This is a genomic window from Methylocystis parvus, from assembly GCF_049675845.1.
GTDB lineage: Bacteria > Pseudomonadota > Alphaproteobacteria > Rhizobiales > Beijerinckiaceae > Methylocystis > Methylocystis parvus_A.
Map to the genome: position 1 here is coordinate 2491490 of NZ_CP187161.1, position 21506 is coordinate 2512995.

Below are 21506 nucleotides of genomic sequence, written 5' to 3' on the forward strand. Positions count from 1 at the left end.
TGCTAGAGAAAATTCTTCTCGGAAAAGAAGTCGGCTTCCATAGACCGCCTCAGCGTCTTCGAAATCATCAAAGCTGCAACGGCCCGTTCTTCGCGCGATACGCCCGATACCATTCCACAAGCGCCTTCACGCCCTCATCAACCGACGTCTGCGGCCGGTAGCCCGTCAGCTTTTCCAACAAATCGGCCGAGGCGAAGGTGCGGGGCACGTCGCCCTTCTGCATGTCGAGATAATTGCGCTTGGCCTTCTTGCCGACCGCCGCCTCGAGCGCGTCGATGAAGTCGAGCAGCGGCACGGGCGCGCCGCGGCCGATATTCACGATGCGGTATGGCGCCTGCGGGGACACCGACGCGTCGCCCGAGTCGCGCTCCGGGACGCAATCCATCAGCCGCGCGATCCCTTCGACGAGATCGTCGATATAGGTGAAGTCGCGCAGCATGTTTCCGTGATTGTAGATGTCGATCGCGCGCCCGGCCTCGATCGCGTCGAGGAATTTGAGCGGCGCCATGTCCGGGCGTCCCCACGGCCCATAGACCGTGAAGAAGCGAAACATGGTCGTCGGAATCGACCAGAGATGCGCGTAACTGTGCGCCATCGCCTCGCCCGCCTTCTTCGTCGCGGCGTAGAGCGTCAGCGGATGGTCGGTGCGGTCGCTCTCGTAGAAGGGAACGGTGGGGTTCGCGCCGTAAACGGAGCTGGTCGAGGCGATGAGGAGGTGGCGCGGCTTGAGCGTGCGCGCGATCTCCATCACGTTGAAGGTCCCGACGAGATTGGCGTCGACATAGGCGCGCGGATTTTCGAGGCTGTAGCGCACGCCCGCCTGCGCGGCGAGATGGACGATGACGTCCGGCGCGCATTGCCCGGCGGCTTCGGTGAGCGCCGGCATGTCCTCCAGCATGGCGATCGTGTCTCGATAGCCGTTATGCCCCAGCAAAAACTCCCGCCGCGCCTCCTTGAGCCGCGGGTCGTAATAGGATGTCATGCCGTCGTAGCCATCGACGATATGCCCCTCCGAAAGGAGGCGGCGGGCGAGATGAAAGCCAATGAATCCGGCCGTGCCGGTGATGAAAACGCGCATCGGAAGCCTTAGCTTAAGCGAATGGGCCGGGTTGCTCGCGCCGTCTTGGGCAATCGGCGCGGGGCTGTCAACGCGGCCGCCCCTGGGGTAGAATTGAAGTCGATGCGGAGCGAGGAGATGAACGCCGAAGCGGCAAGGACCGCCATCCAACCGCTTTTCCTGCGGATCGTGCACTGGATCAACGCGCTCGCCGTGATCCTGATGATCCTGTCAGGCTGGCGCATCTACAACGCGTCGCCGCTTTTCGGGTTTGAATTTCCCGCCGGCTTCACGCTCGGCGGCTGGCTCGCCGGCGCGCTCGCCTGGCACTTCGCGGCGATGTGGCTTTTGGGGATCAACCTCGTCGTCTATCTGCTCTACGGCTTCCTGACCGGTCATTTCCGGCGCCGGCTGTTGCCGCTCTGGCCGGGCCTCGTCTGGCGCGATTTGCGTCTCGTCATGTCGGGCCGCGCGGCGCATGTTCCCGGCCGCTACAACGCCGCGCAGCGGGCGATGTACGTTTTCGCGCTGCTCGCCCTCGCTCTCGCGATCCTGTCGGGCGTCGCGATCTGGAAGCCCGTGCAGATGCAGGAACTCACCGCGCTGATGGGCGGGTTCGAAGCCGCGCGCCGCGTCCATTTCTTCGCGATGGCGGCGCTTGTCTTGTTCATCGTCGCGCATGTCGCCATGGCGCTCTCCGCGAAGGAAACGCTCGAAGCCATGGTGACGGGCGGACGGGAGAAGGCCTCAAAATGAGTGAAAGCAAAATCTCTCTCGCCGATTTTCGCCCGCAGCTTCGAAAGATCGAGCGGCGGCTCTTTCTGCGGCAAAGCCTGTCGCTCGGCGCGCTGACAATGCTCTCGGGCTGCACGCTGAAGGACGACGATGCGGTCGACCGCCTGCTCTTCGCCATGTCCCGCTTCAACGACCGCGTGCAGGCGGCGTTGTTCGACCCGAAGAAGCTCGCGCCGACCTATACGGAAGCGGAGGTGACGACGCCGTTCCCCTTCAACGCCTTTTACGAAGAGAAGCTCGCGCCCGTGATCGATGGCGACAGTTATCGCCTCGCGGTCTCGGGCCTCGTCCAAAACAAGGCGCCTTGGGCCTTGAGCGATTTGCGCGCCCTGCCGCAGATCTCGCAGATCACGCGCCAGGTTTGCGTCGAAGGCTGGAGCGCCGTCGGCAAATGGAGCGGCGTTCCCTTCAAAGCCTATCTCGAACGCGTCGGGGCGGATATGAGCGCGCGCTATGTCGGCTTTCGCTGCGCCGACAATTATTCGACCAGCATCGACATGCCGACGGCGCTGCATCCGCAAACGCTGCTCGCCCTCGATTTTCCGACGCAGGAGACGAAATATGGCTTCCCTGTGAAAATTCGGATTCCGACGAAGCTTGGTTTCAAGAACCCGAAGCATGTCGTGGAAATCTTCGTCACCAACGACAATCCGGGCGGCTATTGGGAGGACAAGGGCTACAATTGGTTCAGCGGCTCGTAGAGATCGCTAGAAATCTTGTTCATCTTTGCGGCGAAACCGCCTTGATCATGGCCGTGACGCCTTGAAATCATCGCAGCCTCGCCCAGCGCGGGGCTCATCATCTCCTTTGTCCTGCGGCCTCATGAGGTCGGGCCGCCGATGACGAATCGGCGCGGGGGGCTTCGATCGGAGCGCGGCGGGGAGACCGGTTTTTCGCCGAACGCTCTGGCATGAAGAGGGGATTTCATGATTCAGAATCGAAGCTGCGTGAACGGCATCCTCGCCGCTGTGCTCTCCGCCAGCATTCTTCCCATCCACGGCGCGCTCGCGAAAGAAGAGAAGTCGCCCACGGCCCACAAGACCGCTGCGAAAAAAACCGACAAACAGGCGGCGCATAAAATGGACCAGCAGGAAACGCCCAAGGACGAGGCTGCAAAGCCCGAGACCAGCGGTGCGAATGCGCCCGCAACGATGACTCAATAGTCGACGGCGACGAGATAGAGACCGTGCGGCGGCGCGACCTGCCCGCACCGCGCACGGTCTTTCGCCGCGAGGGCTTCCGCGAGATCGTCGGCGGTCCATTTGCCGGTTCCGACATGCTCCAGAGAGCCGGCCATGGACCGCACCTGATTGTGCAGAAAAGAGCGGGCGCAAGTCACGATCTCGATGCGATCGCCCTCGCGGCGCACATCCAGCTTTTCCAGCGTGCGGATCGGCGAATTGGCCTGGCATTCGGAGGCGCGAAAAGTTGTGAAGTCGTAACGGCCGACGAGGCGCTGCGCGGCTTCGTGCATGGCGTCGGCGTCGAGCGGGCGCTTGACGTGCCAGGCGCGCCCGAGCGTCACGGTGAGCGGCGCGCGGCGATTGTCGATGACATAGCGATAGTGGCGGCGAATGGCGGAGAAGCGCGCCTCGAAATCGCCCCCGACGGCGCGGGCGTCGACCACTGCGATCGGGTCGGGCTTGAGATGCGCATTGAGCGCGTCGCGCAACCGATCCACGCGCCATTCACGGACGAGATCGACATGGGCGACCTGCCCCAGCGCATGCACGCCGGCGTCGGTGCGCCCGGCGCCGTGAATGACGCCGCGTTCGCCATTGATGGCGAGCACCGCCTCCTCCAGCCGCTGCTGTACCGACATGCCATTGGCCTGCCGCTGCCAGCCGACGAACGGGCCGCCGTCATATTCGATGGTGAGGGCGTAGCGGGGCATGTCAGCGCGCGGTCCGCTCCGCGAGGTCCGGGAACAGGCGCCGCCCCACACCCCTGCCCCTCCCCGCCACTCCGTGGGGGGAGGGAAGAGGCGGCGCCGTCCGTGATAATGCTGAAACACAAGAAGCGGCCTCGGGCGTGAGCCGCCTCCCTCCCCCCACGGAGTGGCGGGGAGGGATTAAGGGTGGGGGGCGCCTCGATATTAGCTGCGCTCGGCTCTGAGCCTCCGCCCTCATCCGAGCACGGCGCCCTTCGCGAGCTTGCGCCCGCGCAAAAACTCCTCGATGCCCATCTCGCCCTTGCCGGCGCGCTGGACGCGCAGCAGCCGCAGCGCGCCCTCGCCGCAGGCGATGAGGCCTAAATCGTCGAGAACCGTCCCCGGCGCGCCCCGGCCCTCTTCCACTTTTGTGCGCAGCGCCTTCACGCGCTCGACGCCATGGCCGAGATCGCCCTCGAAAAAAGCGCCGGGAAAAGGGGTCAGGCCCCGCACATGGTCGTGAAGCGCCTGCGCGGGCCGGCGCCAGTCGATGCGCGCCTCGGCCTTGTCGATCTTCGCGGCGTAGCAGGCGCCCTCCTCGCTCTGGGGCGTGAAGCGCAGTTCGCCTTTCGCCAGCAAATCCAGCGCGTCGGCCATCAGGGGCGCGCCAAGTTCGGCGAGCCTGTCATGCAGTTCGCCGGCCGTCATGTCGGGGCCGATGGGCGTCCGGGCGGAGAGCGCCACGGGGCCTGTGTCGAGCCCGGCGTCCATCTTCATCACCTCGACGCCGCTCTCCTTGTCGCCGGCCATGATGGCGCGCTGGATCGGCGCCGCGCCGCGCCAGCGCGGCAGGAGCGAGCCGTGGAGATTGAGGCAGCCATGTTTCGGCGCGTCGAGAATGGGCTGCGGCAGCAAGAGCCCATAGGCCGCAACCACGGCGACATCTGCATTCAGCGCCCGAAAAGACTCCTGCTCCTCGGCGCCGCGCAGGCTTTTCGGCGTGCGCATGAGAAGCCCCCTGCTCTCGGCGAACTGGTGAACGCTGGATTTCTTTTCGGACATGCCGCGCCCGGCGGGACGCGGCGGCTGGGAATAGACGGCGACGACCTCATGGCCGCGCGCGCAAAGCTCTTTCAGCAACGCCGTCGCGAAGTCCGGCGTGCCCATGAAAATCAGGCGCAAATTGTCAGGCCTCGGCGTTTTCCGATTCGCGGGCTGCGGCCTCGGCGCGGCGCTGGGCCACGATCTCGTCGAAGCGCGCGGCCTTGGCGAATTTCTTCACGACGCGCTCGCGCTTCAGGCGTGAGAGATTGTCGATGAAAAGGCCGCCTTCGAGATGCTCCATCTCGTGCTGCACGACCGTGGCCAGGAGGCCGTCGGCGTCGAACTCCACCGTCTCGCCCGCGCGATTGAGATGGCGCACGCGCACCTTGGCGGGCCGCTTCACGTCGTCGAAATAGTCCGGCACCGAGAGGCAGCCCTCATTGTAGGAGGAGAACTCCTCCGAGGCCCACACGATCTCGGGATTGATGAGGAAAAGCGGATTGCGCTCCTCCTCCGACTTGCCGATGTCGACGACGACGATCCGCTTCGGCACCGCCACCTGAATGGCGGCGAGCCCGATGCCGGGGGCCTCGTACATGGTCTCCAGCATGTCGTCGAGAAGCTGGTGGATTTCGTCGTCGATGCGCTCCACCAGCTCGGAGACCTTGCGAAGCCGGGGGTCGGGAAGGGTGATGATCTCGCGAAGAGCCATTGCTGTTTCTTGTCGGTTTCGTCGCGGGTTCCGCGACCGTCGAGCATTGCCTCAAGAGATAGGCGCGAGTGGCTTGAACGTCAAATGGAGCCGCCTTTGCCGAATGCGGGCGGGCGGCTAACATGGCCAAGCCCGGGCGGCGCGGCGCCGCGACGGGCCAAGGGAGGGATCGGGCATGGCGCTTCTCGTCTTATTGGGCCTCGCGGCCGTCATCGGCTTCTGGCTCGTCGGGATCTATAACGGGCTCGTCAGTCTGCGGCAGCGTTCCAGGCAGGCTTATTCGGACATCAACGTCCAGCTCAAGCAGCGCCACGACCTCATCCCCAATCTCGTCGAGACGGTTAAGGGCTACGCGACCCATGAGCGCACGACGCTCGAAGACGTGATCAAGGCCCGCAACGCCGCCGTCGCCGCCTCGGGTCCGAACGCCCAAGGGGCGGCCGAAAACGCCCTCACGGGCGCCCTCTCCCGCCTCATCGCCCTCTCCGAGGCCTATCCGGACCTCAAGGCGAACCAGAATTTCCAGCAATTGCAGAGCGAACTCTCCGACATCGAGAACAAGATCTCGGCCGCCCGGCGCTTCCTCAACAATACGGTGGCCGAATACAACGCCATGCGCGAGGGCTTCCCCGGCTTCCTGATCGCCAATCGTTTCGACTTCCAGCCGATCGACTATTTCGAGCTCGGGGAGGCCGAGCAGAAGGCCGTCGAGGCGCCGCCGAAGGTGCAGTTTTAGGAAAAGGCGCGGCCCGTGAGTGGCGCGTTGAGCGGCGCCAACATACCTCCCCCTTTACTGGGAGGTCGGTTCGCGCCGCGGCGACGATGCTTTTAGGTTTGACCCCACCCCGGACCGCTTCGCAGTCCGACCCTCCCCGCAAAGGGGAGGGTTTCAGCGGGCGTCTTCGAGGATAGCGCCTTCATGTTCAAAGCCTACGGCCTCTACACCCATATCCGCGCCAACCGGCTGCGCTCGGTCTTCCTGCTCGCGGGCTTCGTCGTCCTGCTGCTGGCGCTGATGTTCTCCTTCGCGCTCTTGATCGAGGCTTTCGGCGCGCCGCCGGGAGCGCCCTTCGACTGGATCGCGGCGCGGGCCTTTGTCGATCTCGAACGCGGCTGGCCCATCGGGGTCGCGGCTTCGGGCGTCTGGTTCGCCATCGCCTACGCCTTCCACCAGCGAATGATCGACTTCGCGACTGGCGCCCGCGCCGTCTCCCGCGCCGAGTCGCCCCGCCTTTACAATCTGCTGGAAAATCTCTGCATCTCGCGCGGCGTCCCGATCCCGGCCCTGCAGGTGATCGACAGCGACGCGCTCAACGCCTACGCCTCGGGGCTGAAAGAGGGCGAATACAGGATCGCCGTCACGAGCGGCCTGCTGGTCGAACTGACCGACCCCGAGATCGAGGCGGTGCTCGCCCATGAGTTGACCCATATCCGCAATCGCGACGTCCAGATGATGGTGATCGCGGTGATCTTCGCCGGCATCTTCGCCTTCGTCGCCGACCTGACCATCCGCCGCTGGGATTTCCCCTTTGGCTTCTCGCCCTATCGCCCCCCGAGCCGTGAGGACAACCGACGCGAAAACGGCGCTGGGCTGGCGATCCTCGTCGCGCTGCTCATCATCGCGCTGAGCTGGGGCGCCTCGGTGCTGATCCGCTTCGCGCTCTCCCGTTCGCGCGAATATCTGGCGGACGCCGGCTCGGTGGAGTTGACCAAGAACCCCGACGCGATGATCTCGGCGCTGCGCAAGATAGAGGCGCATTCGGTCATCCCGACCATGCCCTCGCGCATGCACGCCTTCTTCATCGAGAGCCCGGCGCGCGTGCAGGAATCCGGCTGGTTCGCGACGCACCCGACCGTCGACGAGCGCGTGCGGGCGCTGGTCGACTTTGCGGGCGGGCGAGACATCGGTCCGATCGAGCCCGCGCCGTCCTTCGAGGAGGAAGCCGCGCCCGATTCACTCGAGCCGCCGGGGGAGGCCGACGCCTCCTTCCTGCCGCAGGACGGCCGCCACCCCCTCGACCCGCGCAAGCCGGGGCCGTGGGGGTGAAAACGCCCCACGCGCCCTTCCAGCATCGGAACGAACGTTTGAAAACAAAAACCGGTCTCCTGACCCGCCGCGCGACGCTCGGCGGCCTCGCAGCTTTGCCTGTCCTTGGCGCCTCGCCGCTGCGCGCGGAGGACGACTCCGCCTTTCCGCTGCGCGGCGAAGCGGGCGACGCTCTGCGCAATTTCCGCATCCCCTCCGAACTCGACCCGGCCTCCCTCCCCGGCGTGATCTGGGAGGGAAAACGCGACGGCGACGTCATCCTCTACGAGTTCTTCGACTATAATTGCGGCTTCTGCCGCAAGGCGGCCCGCGAGATCGCCGCCATTGCGGCGAGCGATCCCAATCTGCGGCTCGGCCTCGTCAACGACGCCATCCTTTCCATCGGCTCGGTGCAGGCGGCGAAGGTTCAGCAATCCGTGCTGCGGCTTTACGGCCCCGCGAAGGCTTATGACTTCCATCTGAAAATGTACGCCGCGCGCGGCGGCGCGAACGGTCAGACCGCGCTCGGCGTCGTGCGCGCCATGGGCCTCGACGCGGACAAGGTGGAGGAATCCGCCGACAGCGAAACCGTCGGCGACGTCGTCGTCCGTCAGACGCGTCTTGCGGAATCGCTGGGCCTCGCCATGACGCCGTCCTTCGTCATCGCGGGCGTGGCGATCCTCGGCTGGCCGGGGGCGAAGGCGCTGCGCGAGATCATCGCCAATGCGCGCAAATGCGATCAGCCCATATGCGAGGGAAAGAAGTGAGCTAAGCCCGCGCGGCCAGCTTGCCGGAGAGGAAGGCGATGGCCTTTTCGCGCGACGCTTTCGCTTCGGGGATCGGATCCATCATCTGCCAGCCATGTGGGACGTCGGGCCAAAGCGCCAGTTCGGCCTCGACGCCCGCTTCACGCGCACGCGCGACGAACCGCGTCGAGTCGTCTCGCAGCATTTCATCCTCGCCGACATGCACGAGCAGCGGCGGCAGGCCGGAAAGGTCGGCGTAGAGCGGCGAGGCGAGCGGCGTTTTGGCGCTGGCGCCGTTCAGATAAGCGCGCGCGCCGACGCGCAGCATCAGCCGCGTGAAGAGCGCGTCCTTCTCTTCGTTCTCGCGCGCCGAGGCGCCCGTCGCGGCGAGATCGGTCCAGGGCGAGAAGAGCGCCGCCGCGCGCGGCGGGTCGCCGCCCGCGGCGCGCTCGGCGATCATGACCGCGAGCGCCAGACCGCCGCCAGCGGAGTCCCCCGCAAAGACGATGGGCGTCTCCACCGTCTCGCGCAAGCCGGCATAAGCGGCGCGGGCGTCGTCGAGGGCCGCCGGAAAGGGGTGCGCGGGCGCGAGCCGATAGGCCGGCGCGAAGACATCGAAGCCGGCGTCGGCGAAAGCGCGCAGCACGGGCCCGTAAAGATGCGGGGCCCCGGCAAAGTAGGCGCCGCCATGGAGATAAAGCAGCGTCGCCTTGGGCGTCCCCGAGGCCCCGACCCACAGGCCTTCGACGCCGCCGAAAGTCGCCGCATGGCCGCCCGCATCGGGAAAACCGGGCGGGCGCTGGTCCAGCAGGACCGCCGCCTCCGCCGGGCTTCTCGCCGCCGCGAGCAGCGGCTTCACATTGGCCTTCAGATATTGCGCAATCGCGCGCGCCTCGAGCGACACGGGCGCTATTTCTTGGCCGGCTGCGGCGCGGCTTCGCTGGGGGCGGCGGGCTTTTGAGGCTCCGGCGCGTTGGAGAGGAAGTCGAGCGAGGAATCGCTCAGCCCCTGCGCCTTCGCCTTGTCGCGCCAATCCTTCGCGGCCTTGAGATCGACCTCGACGCCGAGCCCTTCCGCGTAGAGATGCGCCAGCCGGTTTTGAGCCACGGCGTTGCCCTTCAGCGCGGCCTTGCGCAGGAGCTCGGCGGCGGCGGCCTTGTCGCGCTCGACGCCCTGCCCGTTGAATTGCAGAATCGCGTATTCGACCATGGCGGGGGCGAGCCCGGCGTCGGAGGCGCGCTTGAACCATTCCGCCGCCTGCTTGGGGTCCTTCTCGACGCCCTTGCCGGTCTTGTAGAGCACGGCGATGGCGTAATCCGCGTCGGGATTGCCGGCGGCTGAAGCGCGCTTGAAGAAGCTCATCGCTTTCGCGAAATCCGGCTCCTTCCCGTCATTCTCCAGCGCCATTTCGCCGAGGAGCTCCAATGCCGCCGCATGTTCCTGCGCGCCGGCCTTTTCGAGATAAGCGCGGGCTTTCGCGCGGTCCTTCGCGACGTCGATGCCTTCGAGCGAGGCGACGCCATAAAGGTAGGCCGCCTCCGCCCCGCCGGCGTCGGCGCCCTTGCGAAACCAGTCCATCGCCGTCTTCATGTCGCGCTTGACGCCGTCGCCTTCGAGATAAAGGCGCCCGATCAGGGTCAGCGCGGCCGCGTCCTTGGGATTCGCCTCGACGCGCTTCTTCGCTTCAGTCATGGCGGCGCGGTAATCGCCGCGCTGATAGGCGCCATAAGCGAGATCGCGCGCGGAGTTGGCGACGTCCGTCGGCGTCGCGAAGGCCGGCGCGGCGAGGACGAGAAGAAGCAAAGGCGCAAAGAGGCGGCGCATCATGCCTGCGATCCTTGAAGAAGTTTCAGCGCCTCCGCGACAGCGACGGCGGGTCCCCGGGCGTCCGCCCATACGGCGTCGTCGAGCATGACGAAATCCGCGCCGGCTTCGGCGAGGGGCTGGACATCGGCAAGCCGCGCCGCGCGGGCGACACAGGGCGTATTGAAGAGCTCGGCCCACCAGCCGACGCGCTCCGCGAGCGCCTCCAGATCGTCGCCCGTAAAGAGCACGTAATCGACGCCGACTTCGCCCGCGCGCATGGCGTCGTCGCGAGAATCGAGGCCACCTGCGCCAACGATATATTTCGGCGACAGCTTGGCCACCGCGTCGACGAGTTCGGGCCCCACGCCCTCGATATGCGCGCCGTCCGCCTTGGCGCGCAGCGCCACCGTGGGCGAGCCCTCGACCAGAACCGCGACGCCCTTCTCCTGCGCTGCGGGCGCGAGCGCGCGGACGATCTCCTCGTTCTTGCGCGGATCGTCGCCAGCCAAACGGATGAGAAGCGAGGCGATGTCGCCGGCAGAGAGCGCGCTCGTCAGAGCGGGCAGGAAATCGCGGCCGTCGGCGAGCGGCGGCGTGGCGAGATAGAGCTGGGCGGCGTCTTCGGACATTCTCCGGCGCCGTGCCGCCATAGCTGACGCGGCTCGCGACCGAGTTCTCGACGCCGAGCACCGCGAAGACCTCGTCGGATATACGCGGCTCTACGCCCTGCAGATCGGCGAGCGTGAGGTCTTCGAGCCCCACCCCCTTGCCCTCGGCCAGCGCCACGACGCGCCCGGTGACGTGATGGGCCTCGCGGAAGGGCATCCCCAGCCTGCGCACCAGCCAGTCGGCGAGGTCGGTCGCCGTCGCGAAGCCCGCGCCCGCGGCGGCCTTCATGCGTTCGCGGTTCACCTTCATGTCGCGCACCATGCCCGCCATGGCCGCGATGCAGAGGGAGGCGCAGGCTCGACAACGCGTCGAACGTCGTCTCCTTGTCCTCCTGCATATCCTTCGAATAGGCGAGCGGCAGGCCCTTCATGACGATGAGCAGCGCCTGCAACGCGCCGACGATGCGGCCGACCTTGCCGCGCGCCAGCTCGGCCGCATCCGGATTGCGCTTCTGCGGCATGATCGAGGAGCCGGTGGTGAACTTGTCGCTGAGCGAAACGAAACCGAACTGCGGCGTCATCCAGAGCACGATCTCTTCCGCAAGCGCGAGAGAGTGCACGCGCGATGGTCGCGGCCGAGCCAGCGTCTCCATCGCACGAAGTCGCGGTCGGACACGCCGTCGAGCGAGTTCGCGGTCGGCCGGTCGAAGCCCAGCGCCTTGGCCGTCATGTGACGGTCGACGGGGAAGCTCGTGCCGGCGAGCGCGGCGGCGCCGAGCGGGCATTCGTTGAGACGCGCGCGGGCGTCGCGCAAACGGCCGCGGTCGCGCGATCATCTCGACATAGGCGAGAAGGTGATGGCCGAACGTGACGGGCTGCGCTGGCTGCAGATGGGTGAAGCCCGGCATGACGCTGCCGGCCTCTTCCTGTGCGCGCTCGACCATGGCGAGTTGGAGATCCGCAAGCTGGGCGTCCAGCGCGTCGATCTCGTCGCGTATATACAGGCGGAAATCCGTCGCCACCTGATCGTTGCGCGAGCGCGCCGTGTGCAGGCGGCCCGCAGTCGGGCCGATCAGCTCCGCGAGCCTCGACTCGGCGTTCATGTGGATGTCTTCGAGCGCGCGGGAGAATTTGAATTCGCCGCGCTCGATCTCGCCGGCGATCTGCGTCAAGCCTTCGGTGATCTTCGCCGCATCTTCCTTGGCGACGATCCCCTGCTGCGCGAGCATGGCGACATGAGCGAGCGAGCCGCGAATGTCCTGGGGTCCGAGACGCTTGTCAAAATCGATGGAGACGTTAATGGCCTCCAGAACCGCGTCGGTTGCGCTCTGGAAGCGACCGCCCCATATCTTGCTCGTCATTTTTACCCCGGAGCCTGCGCCTGATGAATAAGCCCGCCGCCTTCACGCGTCGCCTCGCGACCTTCGTTTTCGCAGCGGCCGGCGCCGGTTTTCTATACGCGGGCGGGCCGAGCGTAAAGGAAGCGCGCGCCGAGGACTGCGCCGGGGCGGCCAAGGTCGCCGAGGCCGTGAAGGACATCGCCAAGGGCGAGGTCGCGGCCATGAACATATCGAAGAAGCCCGAGAAGGTCGGGGACTTCGCCTTCAACGACCCGGAAGGAAAGCCCGTTTCGCTCTCCGCCTTCAAGGGCAAGACCGTGCTGCTCAATGTCTGGGCGACATGGTGCGTCCCCTGCCGCGCCGAGATGCCGGAGCTCGACAAGCTTCAGGGCGAACTCGGCTCCGACAGGTTCCAGGTCGTCGCCGTGAACATCGACACCTCCCGCCCCGAGCGGCCGAAGAAATTCTTCGAGGATACGGGCGTGAAGGCGCTCACCCTCTACGCCGACCCCAAGGCCAACATCTTCTACGAGCTGAAACAGGCCGGGAAGGCGCTGGGCCTGCCCGTGACCATGCTGATCGACCCCGAGGGCTGCCAGGTGGGGCTCATGAACGGGCCTGCGGCCTGGCATTCCACCGACGCCAAGGCGCTGGTGACGAAGGCGGTGGAGGCGGCCGGGAAGTAGAGCCCGGCGCCAGACGCGCCGCGACAGGCGGCGCGAAAAGAAAGCGCCTTCGTCGAAACCATCCGCATCCCAACACGTTAAGGCTCACCACCTGAAAAGGGAGTGAGCTCATGATCAAGCTCGACTATTTGGACCGGCGCCATGTCGCCGGAATAGCGGCGCTGGCGCTTACACTTGCGGGACTCGGCTATTTCGGGGCGCGTGACTTCCCGACGCGGCCTGTCGCGCAGCTGCCTCAACTCGCGAGCGGTCAGATCGCGCAGTTGAACCCGGAGCAACCTCAACTCAACGAGAACCAGTCGTTCCAGGAAAAATTTCTTTCGGGTCTGCAGCGCCTGCCCGCCAACGCTTACGGTTCTGCGCAGGCGCTGAAGGACAAGGTGATCGGCAACTCCGATTCTGCGGCTGACGCGCAGATAACGCCCGTGTCGCCGGCGTCGGAGTCGAAATTCTGGTCGGATCAGGAATGGCGGATCGCCGGCAAGGCCGTCGACGAGTTCCGTTCCACCCGAAAATCGGAGACCCAGACCCAGGCGAAGAAAACCGGGACGCTCAGCTGGCGGCCGCCGGAGGAAATCGCCAGCAAGGCCGAGAAGGCGCGTTGATCCACACAATGTCGGCCCGGCTTCGCGCCGGGCCTTTTCGCAAGCCCTAATTGATCAGGTTGGTCGCTCCCCCTGCCGGCGCGGGCGCGGGCGCGGGGCGAGCGGGCTTTGTCGGGTGGACGGTCTTTGGACCTCTGCCGACGATGTCCCGGCTGCGCACAAAAAGCGGCCTGGCGGGGACATCCTTATCGGGATGCACGGCGACGATCGAATATTGCGGACCTTTTTGAATTAGGACGACCCTCTGGCCGCCGTCGAGAACTTCGCAATCATAGTGCCTTACGAGGATATGAAGGGCTTTGGCCGGATCACGCAGGGCTATATCGGGATCGTCCAGAACGTCGCCGTCAATCGCCGAAAGCTCCTCCGCCGTCGGACATCCGACCGCATCGTGCAAAAGCGTGGATGTCTCTGCGCGAGCGCCGTGCGCACCAACAATCATCGAACAAAGAACAGCGGCGATCGCACATTTTTGTAGTAAATCCAGACGCATCGAGGGCCTCATCCAAATAAAACACTGTCTCATCGCCTCGAGCTTTGCGTTTGCATGAGGCGTTGCTTTATTTATTTTCACACTCACCGCATGTTTCAACCGGAAATTACGTCGCAGTCATTCACTTGCAACGTAAAGCTTCCGCCGCCGCGACGAGTCTTAAATCCGGCGACAGGCGCACTAAATACTCTCTCATCGCCTTGGCCTTTGCGGGGCGAAAGGGAGAGAGCGTCATGCATGTCACGATCGAGCAGGCTGAACGGGCAATCGCCGCCGCGCGCAAAAAGGCGCTCGAGCTCAACACCCAGATGTGCATCGCCGTCGTCGACTCCGGCGGCGTTCTCAAGGCGTTTCACCGCATGGACGACGCCTGGGTCGGCAGCATCGACATTTCGATGAAGAAGGCGAAGACCGCCGTCTTCTTCGGCATGCCCACCGGCGAGATCGGCAAGCTCTCCCAACCCGGCGGCCCGCTCTACGGCATCGAGCATTCGAACGAAGGGCTCATCACCTTCCCCGGCGGTCTGCCCATCGTGGACAAGGAAGGGGTGATGATCGGCGCGCTCGGCGTCAGCGGCTCGTCTGTCGAGAATGACCACGCCGTGGCGCAGGCCGGCGTCGCAACCCTCGGCGTCGGCGAACTGCCCGCGCATCCCTGGCGGACCTGACAGAGCGCCAGCCGTCCTTGCGAGCGAAGCGAAGCAATCCAGAACCGCGTTGACGCCCTGGATTGCTTTGGCTTTTACGGCTGCTCCATCAACTCCGTCGCCTCGAGCTGCGTCAGAGTCGGCCGAGGCTCGGGCTTCTTCGCCGGCGGCGCCGGGCGCGCGAGCCAGACGACCACGGCGAGCAGCAGGAACACCGCCGCCCCGAAATAGAAGGCGTCGTCGAGGCCGAGCAGCATGGCCTGCTGACGCATCAGCCGCGCCATCTGGGCGCGGGCCACGCTTTCGCTCATGCCGAGGCCCTGCAGCTTCTCGGAGAGCGCCCCCATCACGTCGAGCGAGGGATAGGACCGCCCGCCGAAATGGTCCGCCAGCTCGAGCTGATGGGCGGGCGTGCTGCGAAATTGCACGACCGCCTGCCAGGTGATGCCATAGGCGCCGAAGGCGGTGCGCAGCATGGCGAGTTCCTCCGCCGCGCGGATGAGCTTCGACCCGGCGAGGCCCTGAACCGCGATGGCCGCAGGCGGCGCGAAGAAGGTCGCGAGAAAGAAGCCGAAGAAGAGCATCGGCGTCGAAACCTCATCGAAGGACGCGGCCTTGTCATATTGGCCGAGCCAGGTGAGCGTCACCGCGAAGCCGACGAAATTCAGACTCGCGAAATAACGCAGATCCATCTGCTTTACGAGAAGATGCACGATGGAGACGAGCGGCGCGGCGAGGATCGCCATGGTGAGATAGACGAGGCCCGCAAGCGAGGAGGTATAGCCGAGCAGCGTCTGCAATTGGCCGATGAAGACGGACAGCGTTCCCTGAATGACGAGAAAGCCGAGAAGCGAACAAATGGTCGCGACCGCGTAATTGCGATGGCGGAAAAGGCGGATGTCGAGCACCGGATTGCGCTCGCCCAATTCCCAGATGACGAAAGCCGGCAGCGTGATCAAGACCATGACGAGCATGCCGCCGAGAATGGGCGAATTGAACCAGTCGAAATCATTGCCCTGATTGAGAATGGTCTGCACGCCGACCAGCGCCGCCGTCAGCAGCAGAAAGCCAACCGTGTCGAAGCGTGTGACGCGCCGCTTGTACGGCCGCCCGTAAAGCAGCGCGGCGACGACGCCCGCGATGGGCAGGCCGAGGATGATGTTGGAATAAAACAGCATCCGCCAGTTCACATATTCGGCCCAGAAGCCGCCCATGAACACGCCGAGCGTGAAGGGGGCCATGCTGAGAATCGCCCACCAGGCGACGCCGAAGCTGCGGTGCTTTTCGTCGATTTCGCTGAGCGCCAACGCCTGCCCCAGCGGCAGGATGACGCCGCCTGCAAGGCCCAGCAGGAAGCGCATGGGCACGAAGAACCAGATTGTCGGGCTCCAGGCGCAGGCGAGCGAGAAAAACGCATAGACGATGAAAGCCGCGACATAGACCCGCCGCTCGCCATAGCGCCCGGCGAGCCAGCGCGCGAAAGGCAGACCGAGCACGATGCCCATCATATGGTCGGTCGTGCCCCATGTGCCGAAGCTCGGATTGACGCCCTGCAGGCTCCCGGCGGCATAGGGCACGAGCACCGTGTAGCCCGGCACGTTCGAAAGCGCGATGACGTTGGCGAGGGCGAGCGCCCCCTGGAAGAGCCCGAATCGCCAGCCGGTCAATCGTTCGGTCATCGACGCGTCTCCCTGCCCGAGAGGCGTTTCTTTGCGGAAAAAAGCTGTGACATGACGGACTCCGGGCGCGCGGTCGCAAGCAGGAGTCATCGGCCCCGAGGGCGGTTACAAGGCGAACCCCATCGCCTAATCAGGAGTTTAGCCGAACGGCGCGGGGGCTTGTCAACCAAGGGCGCGACTTTTTGGGAGCTGCGGCGATGTGGCCGCGACAAGGGGCTTTTCGGGACGATGCAGACAGGCCATCATCCCCCATGAACCGCGATTGGCGTCGCCTTTGCTTCTCAGCGATCGGCGTCCCCTGCGCCTCGAGACACGGCTCTTTATGACCTTACCAAATTGGCGGGCTCATCCGGACGAGATCGCGGCGATTGTCGCGGCTCGCCATGGCGATCCATTTTCCCTTCTCGGCCCTCATGAAACGCCGGAAGGCGTCGTCATCCGCGCCTTCGTCCCGGGCGCTGCGGCGGTTGTCGCGCAGACGCCGGACGGGAAGATCATCGCCCCGCTCGACCGCGTCGACGCCGAGGGATTTTTCGAAGGGCTGACGCCGCTTCGCGCGCGCGCGCCCTATATTCTCGCGGCCTCGAACGAAGCGGCGGCGTGGCGTTTCGCCGATCCTTACGCCTTCCCCCCCTTTCTCGGCGCGATGGACGATTATCTTCTCGTCGAGGGCGCGCATCAGAAGCTCTATGAACGTCTCGGCGCCCATGTCGTGAAGCATGACGGGGCCGAGGGCGTGAACTTCGCCGTCTGGGCGCCCAACGCCCGGCGCGTCTCGGTCGTCGGCAGCTTCAACGAGTGGGACGGGCGCCGCGCGCAGATGCGCAAGCGCGTCGATAGCGGCATTTGGGAAATCTTCATCCCCGGCCTTGGCGCCGGCGCGGTCTATAAATTCGAAGTCGTCGGACGCGACGGCCATCTTCTGCCGCTCAAGGCTGACCCTTTTGGATTTGAAGCGGAGCTTCGCCCCTCCACCGCATCCATCGTCGCCTCGACCAAGCCTTACGAATGGGGCGACGCCGCTCACATGCGCGCGCGCGCCCAATGCGATCCGCGCCGCGCGCCCATGTCGATCTACGAGGTTCACCTGCCCTCCTGGCGCAAGGCGGAAGGCTGGCGCTTCCTCACCTATGACGAGCTTGCCGATCAGCTCGTCCCTTACGTCGCCGATCTCGGCTTCACCCATATCGAGCTTCTGCCGATCAACGAGCATCCGCTCGACGCGTCATGGGGCTATCAGCCCATCGGCCTCTTCGCGCCGACGAAACGGCATGGCGATCCGGATGGCTTCAAGCGCTTCGTGGATCGCGCGCACCAGGCGGGCCTCGGCGTCATTCTCGACTGGGTGCCGGCGCATTTCCCGACGGACGAACACGGCCTCGCGCATTTCGACGGCGGTCCGCTCTATGAGCATCCCGACCCGCGCCGCGGCTATCATCCCGACTGGAACACCGCGATCTACGACTATGGCCGCCGCGAGGTCTCGAACTTCCTCATCGCCAGCGCGCTCTACTGGCTCGATCGCTTCCACATAGACGGGCTGCGCGTCGACGCCGTCGCCTCCATGCTCTATCTCGACTATTCGCGAAAAGAAGGCGAATGGGCGCCGAACCCTGACGGCTCTAACGATAATCGCGACGCGGTGCGCTTCCTCCAAAAGTTCAACGAGCTCGCCTATGGACTCTATCCCGGCGTCGTGACCATCGCCGAGGAATCGACGTCATGGGGCGGCGTGACGCGGCCGACAGACACGGGCGGCCTCGGCTTCGGCTTTAAATGGAACATGGGCTGGATGAACGACACGCTACGTTACATGTCGTCCGATCCGGTTTATCGCAAATGGCGCCACAACGAGCTGACCTTCGGCCTTCTCTACGCCTTCGCGGAGAATTTCGTGCTGCCGATCTCCCATGACGAGGTCGTGCATGGAAAAGGCTCGATCGTGGCGAAGATGCCCGGCGACGACTGGCGGCGCTTTGCCGGCGCGCGCGCCTATTACGGCTTCATGTGGGGCCATCCCGGCAAGAAGCTGCTCTTCATGGGGCAGGAGTTCGGGCAGACGAGCGAATGGAATTTCGCAAGCGAGCTCGAATGGTGGCTGCTCGACCATGCGCCGCATCGCGGCCTGCGCGATTTCGTTCGCGATCTCAATCGCCTGTATCGAGGCCATGAGGCGCTGTACGCCCGCGACTGCGAAAGCGACGGCTTCGAATGGGTGGTCGTGGACGATTCGGAGAGTTCCGTTTTCGCCTTTCTGCGTTATGGCGCGGACCGCGCCAAGCCTATTCTCGTCGTCTCGAACTTCACGCCCGTGCCGCGCGTCAGCTACCGGCTCGGCCTGCCGCGCGCTGGCGAATGGCGTGAAATCCTGAATTCGGACGCCGCGGTCTATGGCGGCTCCGGCCAGGGGAATCTGGGCGGAATTTACGCCCGCGCCGAAGGCTTCGCCGGCTTTCCTGCAAGCGCGGACATTCAAGTCCCCCCGCTCGCCACTTTGTTCTTCGAATTCGAAAGCGATGGTCTACAATGAATGCGAATCGCATCTTTTGCGGACAGGATGTGACCGATGGCCGCCTATGACAACGCGCCGCTCGCGCGCTACGCCATGGCCTATGTTCTCGCCGGCGGGCGCGGCTCGCGACTGATGGAGCTGACCGACCGGCGCGCCAAGCCGGCGGTCTATTTCGGCGGAAAATCCCGCATCATCGACTTCGCTTTATCCAACGCGCTCAATTCCGGCATTCGCCGCATCTGCGTCGCGACGCAATACAAGGCGCACAGCCTCATTCGTCATTTGCAGCGCGGCTGGAGCTTCTTTCGCACCGAGCGTAACGAAAGCTTCGACATTCTTCCCGCGAGCCAGCGCGTCTCGGAAGACCACTGGTATCTCGGCACGGCCGACGCCGTGTATCAGAACCTCGACATCGTCGAGAGCTACGACCCGAAATACATCGTTCTGCTCGCGGGCGATCACGTCTACAAGATGGATTACGAACACATGCTGCAACAGCATGTGGAGCAGGGAGCAGACGTCACCATCGGCTGTCTTGAAGTGCCGCGGGCGGAAGCCTCGGGTTTCGGCGTCATGCACGTCGATCACAATGACCGCATCATCTCCTTCATCGAGAAGCCCGCCGATCCGCCCGCCATGCCCGGCCATCCCGACCGCGCATTGGTCAGCATGGGCATTTATGTCTTCGAGGCGAAGTTCCTTTACGACCAGTTGCGCCGAGACGCGGAAGACCCGAATTCGACGCATGACTTCGGCAAGGACATCATCCCCTATATCGTCAACCACGGCAAAGCGGTCGCGCATCACTTCTCTCGTTCGTGTGTGCGCTCGGCGAGCGAGGAGAACGCCTATTGGCGCGACGTAGGAACCGTCGACGCCTATTGGGCGGCGAATATCGATCTGACCGACTTCACGCCGCAGCTCGATCTCTATGACCGCAACTGGCCGATCTGGACTTACGCCGAAATCACCCCCCCGGCGAAATTCGTCCACGACCAGGTTGGCCGTCGCGGGCAGGCGCTGTCGTCCCTCGTTTCGGGCGGCTGCATCGTATCCGGCTCCACGCTGCGCCGCTCGCTGCTCTTCACCGGCGTGCGCGTGAATTCCTACGCGACGGTCGAGAACGCCGTGATCCTTCCTTATGTCGATGTCGGCCGCTCGGCGCGACTCGCCAATGTCGTCGTTGATCGCGGCGTGCGCATTCCGCAGGGTCTCGTCGTCGGCGAAGACCCCGAGCTCGACGCCAAGCGCTTCCGCCGCAGCGAACAGGGAATCTGCCTTATCACCAAGCCGATGATCGACAGGTTGGAGGCATGAGCCTGCGCGTTCTCGCGGTCGCGTCCGAAATGAGCCCGTTGGTGAAGACCGGCGGACTCGCGGATGTCGCGGGCGCCCTTCCGGCGGCGCTCGCGCGAGAAGGCGTCGAGACGCGCACGCTCATTCCCGGCTATCCCGAAGTCCTCGCCGCGCTCGGCCACGGCCAGACGGTTCTTTCCGTCGAAGATCTTTTCGGCGGCCCCGCCTGGGTGCAGGCGGCCAATCTCGACGGCGCCGTCGTCTATGCGCTCGTCGCGCCGCATCTCTTCGCGCGCGAAGGCGGCCCCTATACCGACAAGAACGGCGTCGACTATCCCGATAACGCCTTCCGTTTCGCCGCTTTGGCCTGGGTCGGCGCCGAAATCGCGCAGGGCGCCATCGCCGGCTTCAAGCCGGACGTGCTGCATGCGCATGACTGGCAAGCGGCGCTCGCGCCCGCTTATCTGCATTACAGCGGCGAACCGCGCCCCGCGACCGTCGTCACCATTCACAACATCGCATTCCAGGGGCAATTCGCGAAGGAGCTGCTCGGCGCGCTGCGCCTGCCGGCCGAATCCTTTCACATGCACGGCGTCGAATATTACGGCGCCATCGGATTTCTGAAAGCCGGCCTGCAGCTTTGCGACCGCATCACCACGGTCTCGCCGAGCTATGCGCTGGAGATCGAGACGCCGGAATTCGGCATGGGCCTCGACGGCCTTTTGCGCGCGCGCGCCGACATTGTGAGCGGCATTCTCAACGGCGTCGACGAAGACGTGTGGAACCCCGCGACGGACAAGCGCATCGCCGCGACCTACGAAGCCAAGACTCTGAAGGCGCGCGTGAAAAACAGAGCCGCGCTTCAAAAACGCTTCCATCTCGATCCCGATCCCGACGCCTTTCTTCTCGGCGTCGTCAGCCGCATGTCCTGGCAAAAGGGCCACGACATGCTGCTCGCCAATCTGCCGGCGCTGATGGCCCGCCATGCGCAGCTCGCGCTCATCGGCACGGGCGACAAACATCTCGAAGAGGGCTTCCTCGCCGCGCAGGACGCCTATCCCGGCCGCGTCTCGGTCTGGATCGGCTATAGCGAGGACATGGCCCATCTCATTCAGGCGGGCGCCGACGCCTTTCTCGTGCCGTCGCGTTTCGAGCCCTGCGGCCTCACGCAGCTTTACGCCCTGCGCTACGGCGCCGTGCCGATCGTCTCGCGCGTCGGCGGTTTGAAGGATACCATTGTCGACGCGAACGAGATGGCCGTTCAGGCCGGCGTCGCGACGGGCGTGCAGTTTTCGCCGCCGACGGCGGAAGCGCTCGCCATCGCGCTGCGCCAGGCCGAGCATTATTTCAGGGACAAGGACACGTGGCGCAGATTGCAGCTGAACGGCATGAACACGGACGTCTCCTGGCGCCACCCCGCGCAGCGTTATGCGGCGCTGTATCGCGAGGCTGTCGCCGCGCGGGGATGAGGCTGCCCCCTCCCCACCCCTCCCCCGCTGACGCGGGAGAGGGAGCAGGTTCTCGCCTTCATCGAGACGGCCGATCGCGAGCGTCCCCTCTCCCGCAAAGCGGGGGAGGGACAGG

At 65.2% G+C, this 21506-nt stretch carries 21 protein-coding genes, 1 pseudogene and 1 riboswitch; of the genes and pseudogenes, 12 read left to right on the forward strand and 10 right to left on the reverse strand.

Going from position 1 to position 21506, the window contains the following annotated elements; genetic code table 11:
• Positions 1-67 precede the first annotated feature (67 nt).
• On the reverse strand, positions 68-1078 hold the full coding sequence (locus ACPFMJ_RS12915) for an NAD-dependent epimerase/dehydratase family protein (protein WP_424360410.1): 1011 nt from the start codon (positions 1076-1078) through the stop codon (positions 68-70).
• Between the two features lie 117 nt (positions 1079-1195).
• On the opposite strand from ACPFMJ_RS12915, the gene ACPFMJ_RS12920 reads away from it, so the two are divergent.
• The 3 genes from ACPFMJ_RS12920 (at position 1196) to ACPFMJ_RS12930 (ending at position 3015) form a co-directional block, all read left to right on the forward strand.
• Positions 1196-1813 (forward strand): cytochrome b/b6 domain-containing protein, encoded by a 618-nt coding sequence (locus ACPFMJ_RS12920; RefSeq protein ID WP_424360411.1) that lies wholly within the window; start codon positions 1196-1198, stop codon positions 1811-1813.
• Positions 1810-2553, forward strand: a complete 744-nt coding sequence (locus tag ACPFMJ_RS12925) for a molybdopterin-dependent oxidoreductase (RefSeq protein ID WP_424360412.1) — start codon at positions 1810-1812, stop codon at positions 2551-2553. The genes ACPFMJ_RS12920 and ACPFMJ_RS12925 overlap by 4 nt, the downstream gene beginning before the upstream one ends.
• A 246-nt stretch (positions 2554-2799) precedes the next feature.
• A complete protein-coding gene (locus ACPFMJ_RS12930; protein ID WP_424360413.1) occupies positions 2800-3015 on the forward strand; it encodes a hypothetical protein in 216 nt (71 codons plus the stop codon).
• Here the strand turns inward: ACPFMJ_RS12930 and truA are convergent.
• From truA to def, 3 genes are all read right to left on the reverse strand, one after another.
• Complete coding sequence (gene truA / locus ACPFMJ_RS12935) at positions 3009-3746, reverse strand: tRNA pseudouridine(38-40) synthase TruA (protein ID WP_424360414.1); 738 nt, start codon at positions 3744-3746, stop codon at positions 3009-3011. The two genes, ACPFMJ_RS12930 and truA, sit on opposite strands and share 7 nt — an antisense overlap.
• Positions 3747-3977: 231 nt before the next feature.
• Positions 3978-4904, reverse strand: coding sequence for a methionyl-tRNA formyltransferase (fmt, locus tag ACPFMJ_RS12940; protein WP_424360415.1), 927 nt, complete (start codon positions 4902-4904; stop codon positions 3978-3980).
• Positions 4905-4908: 4 nt separating this feature from the next.
• Positions 4909-5478, reverse strand: a complete 570-nt coding sequence (gene def / locus ACPFMJ_RS12945; protein WP_424360416.1) for a peptide deformylase — start codon at positions 5476-5478, stop codon at positions 4909-4911.
• Positions 5479-5653: 175 nt separating this feature from the next.
• On the opposite strand from def, the gene ACPFMJ_RS12950 reads away from it, so the two are divergent.
• The 3 genes from ACPFMJ_RS12950 (at position 5654) to ACPFMJ_RS12960 (ending at position 8271) form a co-directional block, all read left to right on the forward strand.
• Positions 5654-6214, forward strand: coding sequence for a LemA family protein (locus ACPFMJ_RS12950; RefSeq protein ID WP_424360417.1), 561 nt, complete (start codon positions 5654-5656; stop codon positions 6212-6214).
• A 183-nt stretch (positions 6215-6397) separates the two neighbouring features.
• Positions 6398-7525 carry a M48 family metallopeptidase gene (locus ACPFMJ_RS12955; protein ID WP_424360418.1) on the forward strand — a complete coding sequence of 376 codons (1128 nt, stop codon included), beginning with the start codon at positions 6398-6400 and terminating at the stop codon, positions 7523-7525.
• A 38-nt stretch (positions 7526-7563) separates the two neighbouring features.
• Positions 7564-8271, forward strand: a complete 708-nt coding sequence (locus tag ACPFMJ_RS12960; RefSeq protein ID WP_424360419.1) for a DsbA family protein — start codon at positions 7564-7566, stop codon at positions 8269-8271.
• A 1-nt stretch (position 8272) separates the two neighbouring features.
• On the opposite strand, the gene ACPFMJ_RS12965 is transcribed toward ACPFMJ_RS12960, so the two are convergent.
• The 4 genes and pseudogenes from ACPFMJ_RS12965 to argH all read right to left on the reverse strand — a co-directional run.
• Complete coding sequence (locus tag ACPFMJ_RS12965) at positions 8273-9154, reverse strand: alpha/beta hydrolase (RefSeq protein WP_424360420.1); 882 nt, start codon at positions 9152-9154, stop codon at positions 8273-8275.
• 5 nt (positions 9155-9159) lie between these two features.
• A complete protein-coding gene (locus ACPFMJ_RS12970; RefSeq protein ID WP_424363858.1) occupies positions 9160-10077 on the reverse strand; it encodes a tetratricopeptide repeat protein in 918 nt (305 codons plus the stop codon).
• Positions 10074-10685, reverse strand: a complete 612-nt coding sequence (locus ACPFMJ_RS12975) for a thiamine phosphate synthase (protein WP_424363859.1) — start codon at positions 10683-10685, stop codon at positions 10074-10076. Before ACPFMJ_RS12975 ends, ACPFMJ_RS12970 begins: the two co-directional genes overlap by 4 nt.
• Positions 10627-12025, reverse strand: a pseudogene (argH, locus tag ACPFMJ_RS12980) (argininosuccinate lyase); the annotation flags it as partial. The pseudogene argH and the gene ACPFMJ_RS12975, both read right to left, overlap by 59 nt.
• A 23-nt stretch (positions 12026-12048) precedes the next feature.
• Here argH and tlpA point away from each other — a divergent pair.
• Positions 12049-12690 (forward strand): thiol:disulfide interchange protein TlpA, encoded by a 642-nt coding sequence (gene tlpA, locus ACPFMJ_RS12985; protein ID WP_424360421.1) that lies wholly within the window; start codon positions 12049-12051, stop codon positions 12688-12690.
• A gap of 110 nt (positions 12691-12800) precedes the next feature.
• Positions 12801-13295: a hypothetical protein gene (locus tag ACPFMJ_RS12990; protein WP_424360422.1), complete on the forward strand. Its 495-nt coding sequence runs from the start codon at positions 12801-12803 to the stop codon at positions 13293-13295.
• 46 nt (positions 13296-13341) lie between these two features.
• Here the strand turns inward: ACPFMJ_RS12990 and ACPFMJ_RS12995 are convergent, their stop codons facing one another.
• The gene (locus tag ACPFMJ_RS12995; protein WP_424360423.1) at positions 13342-13788 is read right to left on the reverse strand and encodes a hypothetical protein; all 447 of its coding nucleotides are present in this window, start codon (positions 13786-13788) and stop codon (positions 13342-13344) included.
• A gap of 233 nt (positions 13789-14021) precedes the next feature.
• Between ACPFMJ_RS12995 and ACPFMJ_RS13000 the strand changes: the two genes are divergently transcribed.
• Positions 14022-14456, forward strand: a complete 435-nt coding sequence (locus ACPFMJ_RS13000) for a GlcG/HbpS family heme-binding protein (RefSeq protein WP_424360424.1) — start codon at positions 14022-14024, stop codon at positions 14454-14456.
• A gap of 74 nt (positions 14457-14530) precedes the next feature.
• Here ACPFMJ_RS13000 and ACPFMJ_RS13005 read toward each other — a convergent pair whose 3' ends face one another.
• Positions 14531-16114 carry an MFS transporter gene (locus ACPFMJ_RS13005; RefSeq protein WP_424360425.1) on the reverse strand — a complete coding sequence of 528 codons (1584 nt, stop codon included), beginning with the start codon at positions 16112-16114 and terminating at the stop codon, positions 14531-14533.
• Positions 16115-16187: 73 nt separating this feature from the next.
• Positions 16188-16250: riboswitch (Fluoride riboswitch) on the reverse strand.
• A 186-nt stretch (positions 16251-16436) separates the two neighbouring features.
• On the opposite strand from ACPFMJ_RS13005, the gene glgB reads away from it, so the two are divergent.
• The 3 genes from glgB to glgA are packed head-to-tail and all read left to right on the forward strand — an operon-like array spanning position 16437 to position 21391.
• The gene (gene glgB, locus ACPFMJ_RS13010) at positions 16437-18644 is read left to right on the forward strand and encodes a 1,4-alpha-glucan branching protein GlgB (protein ID WP_424360426.1); all 2208 of its coding nucleotides are present in this window, start codon (positions 16437-16439) and stop codon (positions 18642-18644) included.
• A gap of 36 nt (positions 18645-18680) precedes the next feature.
• A complete protein-coding gene (gene glgC / locus ACPFMJ_RS13015) occupies positions 18681-19943 on the forward strand; it encodes a glucose-1-phosphate adenylyltransferase (RefSeq protein ID WP_424360427.1) in 1263 nt (420 codons plus the stop codon).
• Positions 19940-21391 carry a glycogen synthase GlgA gene (gene glgA / locus ACPFMJ_RS13020; RefSeq protein WP_424360428.1) on the forward strand — a complete coding sequence of 484 codons (1452 nt, stop codon included), beginning with the start codon at positions 19940-19942 and terminating at the stop codon, positions 21389-21391. Before glgC ends, glgA begins: the two co-directional genes overlap by 4 nt.
• The last annotated feature ends 115 nt before the right edge of the window (positions 21392-21506 follow it).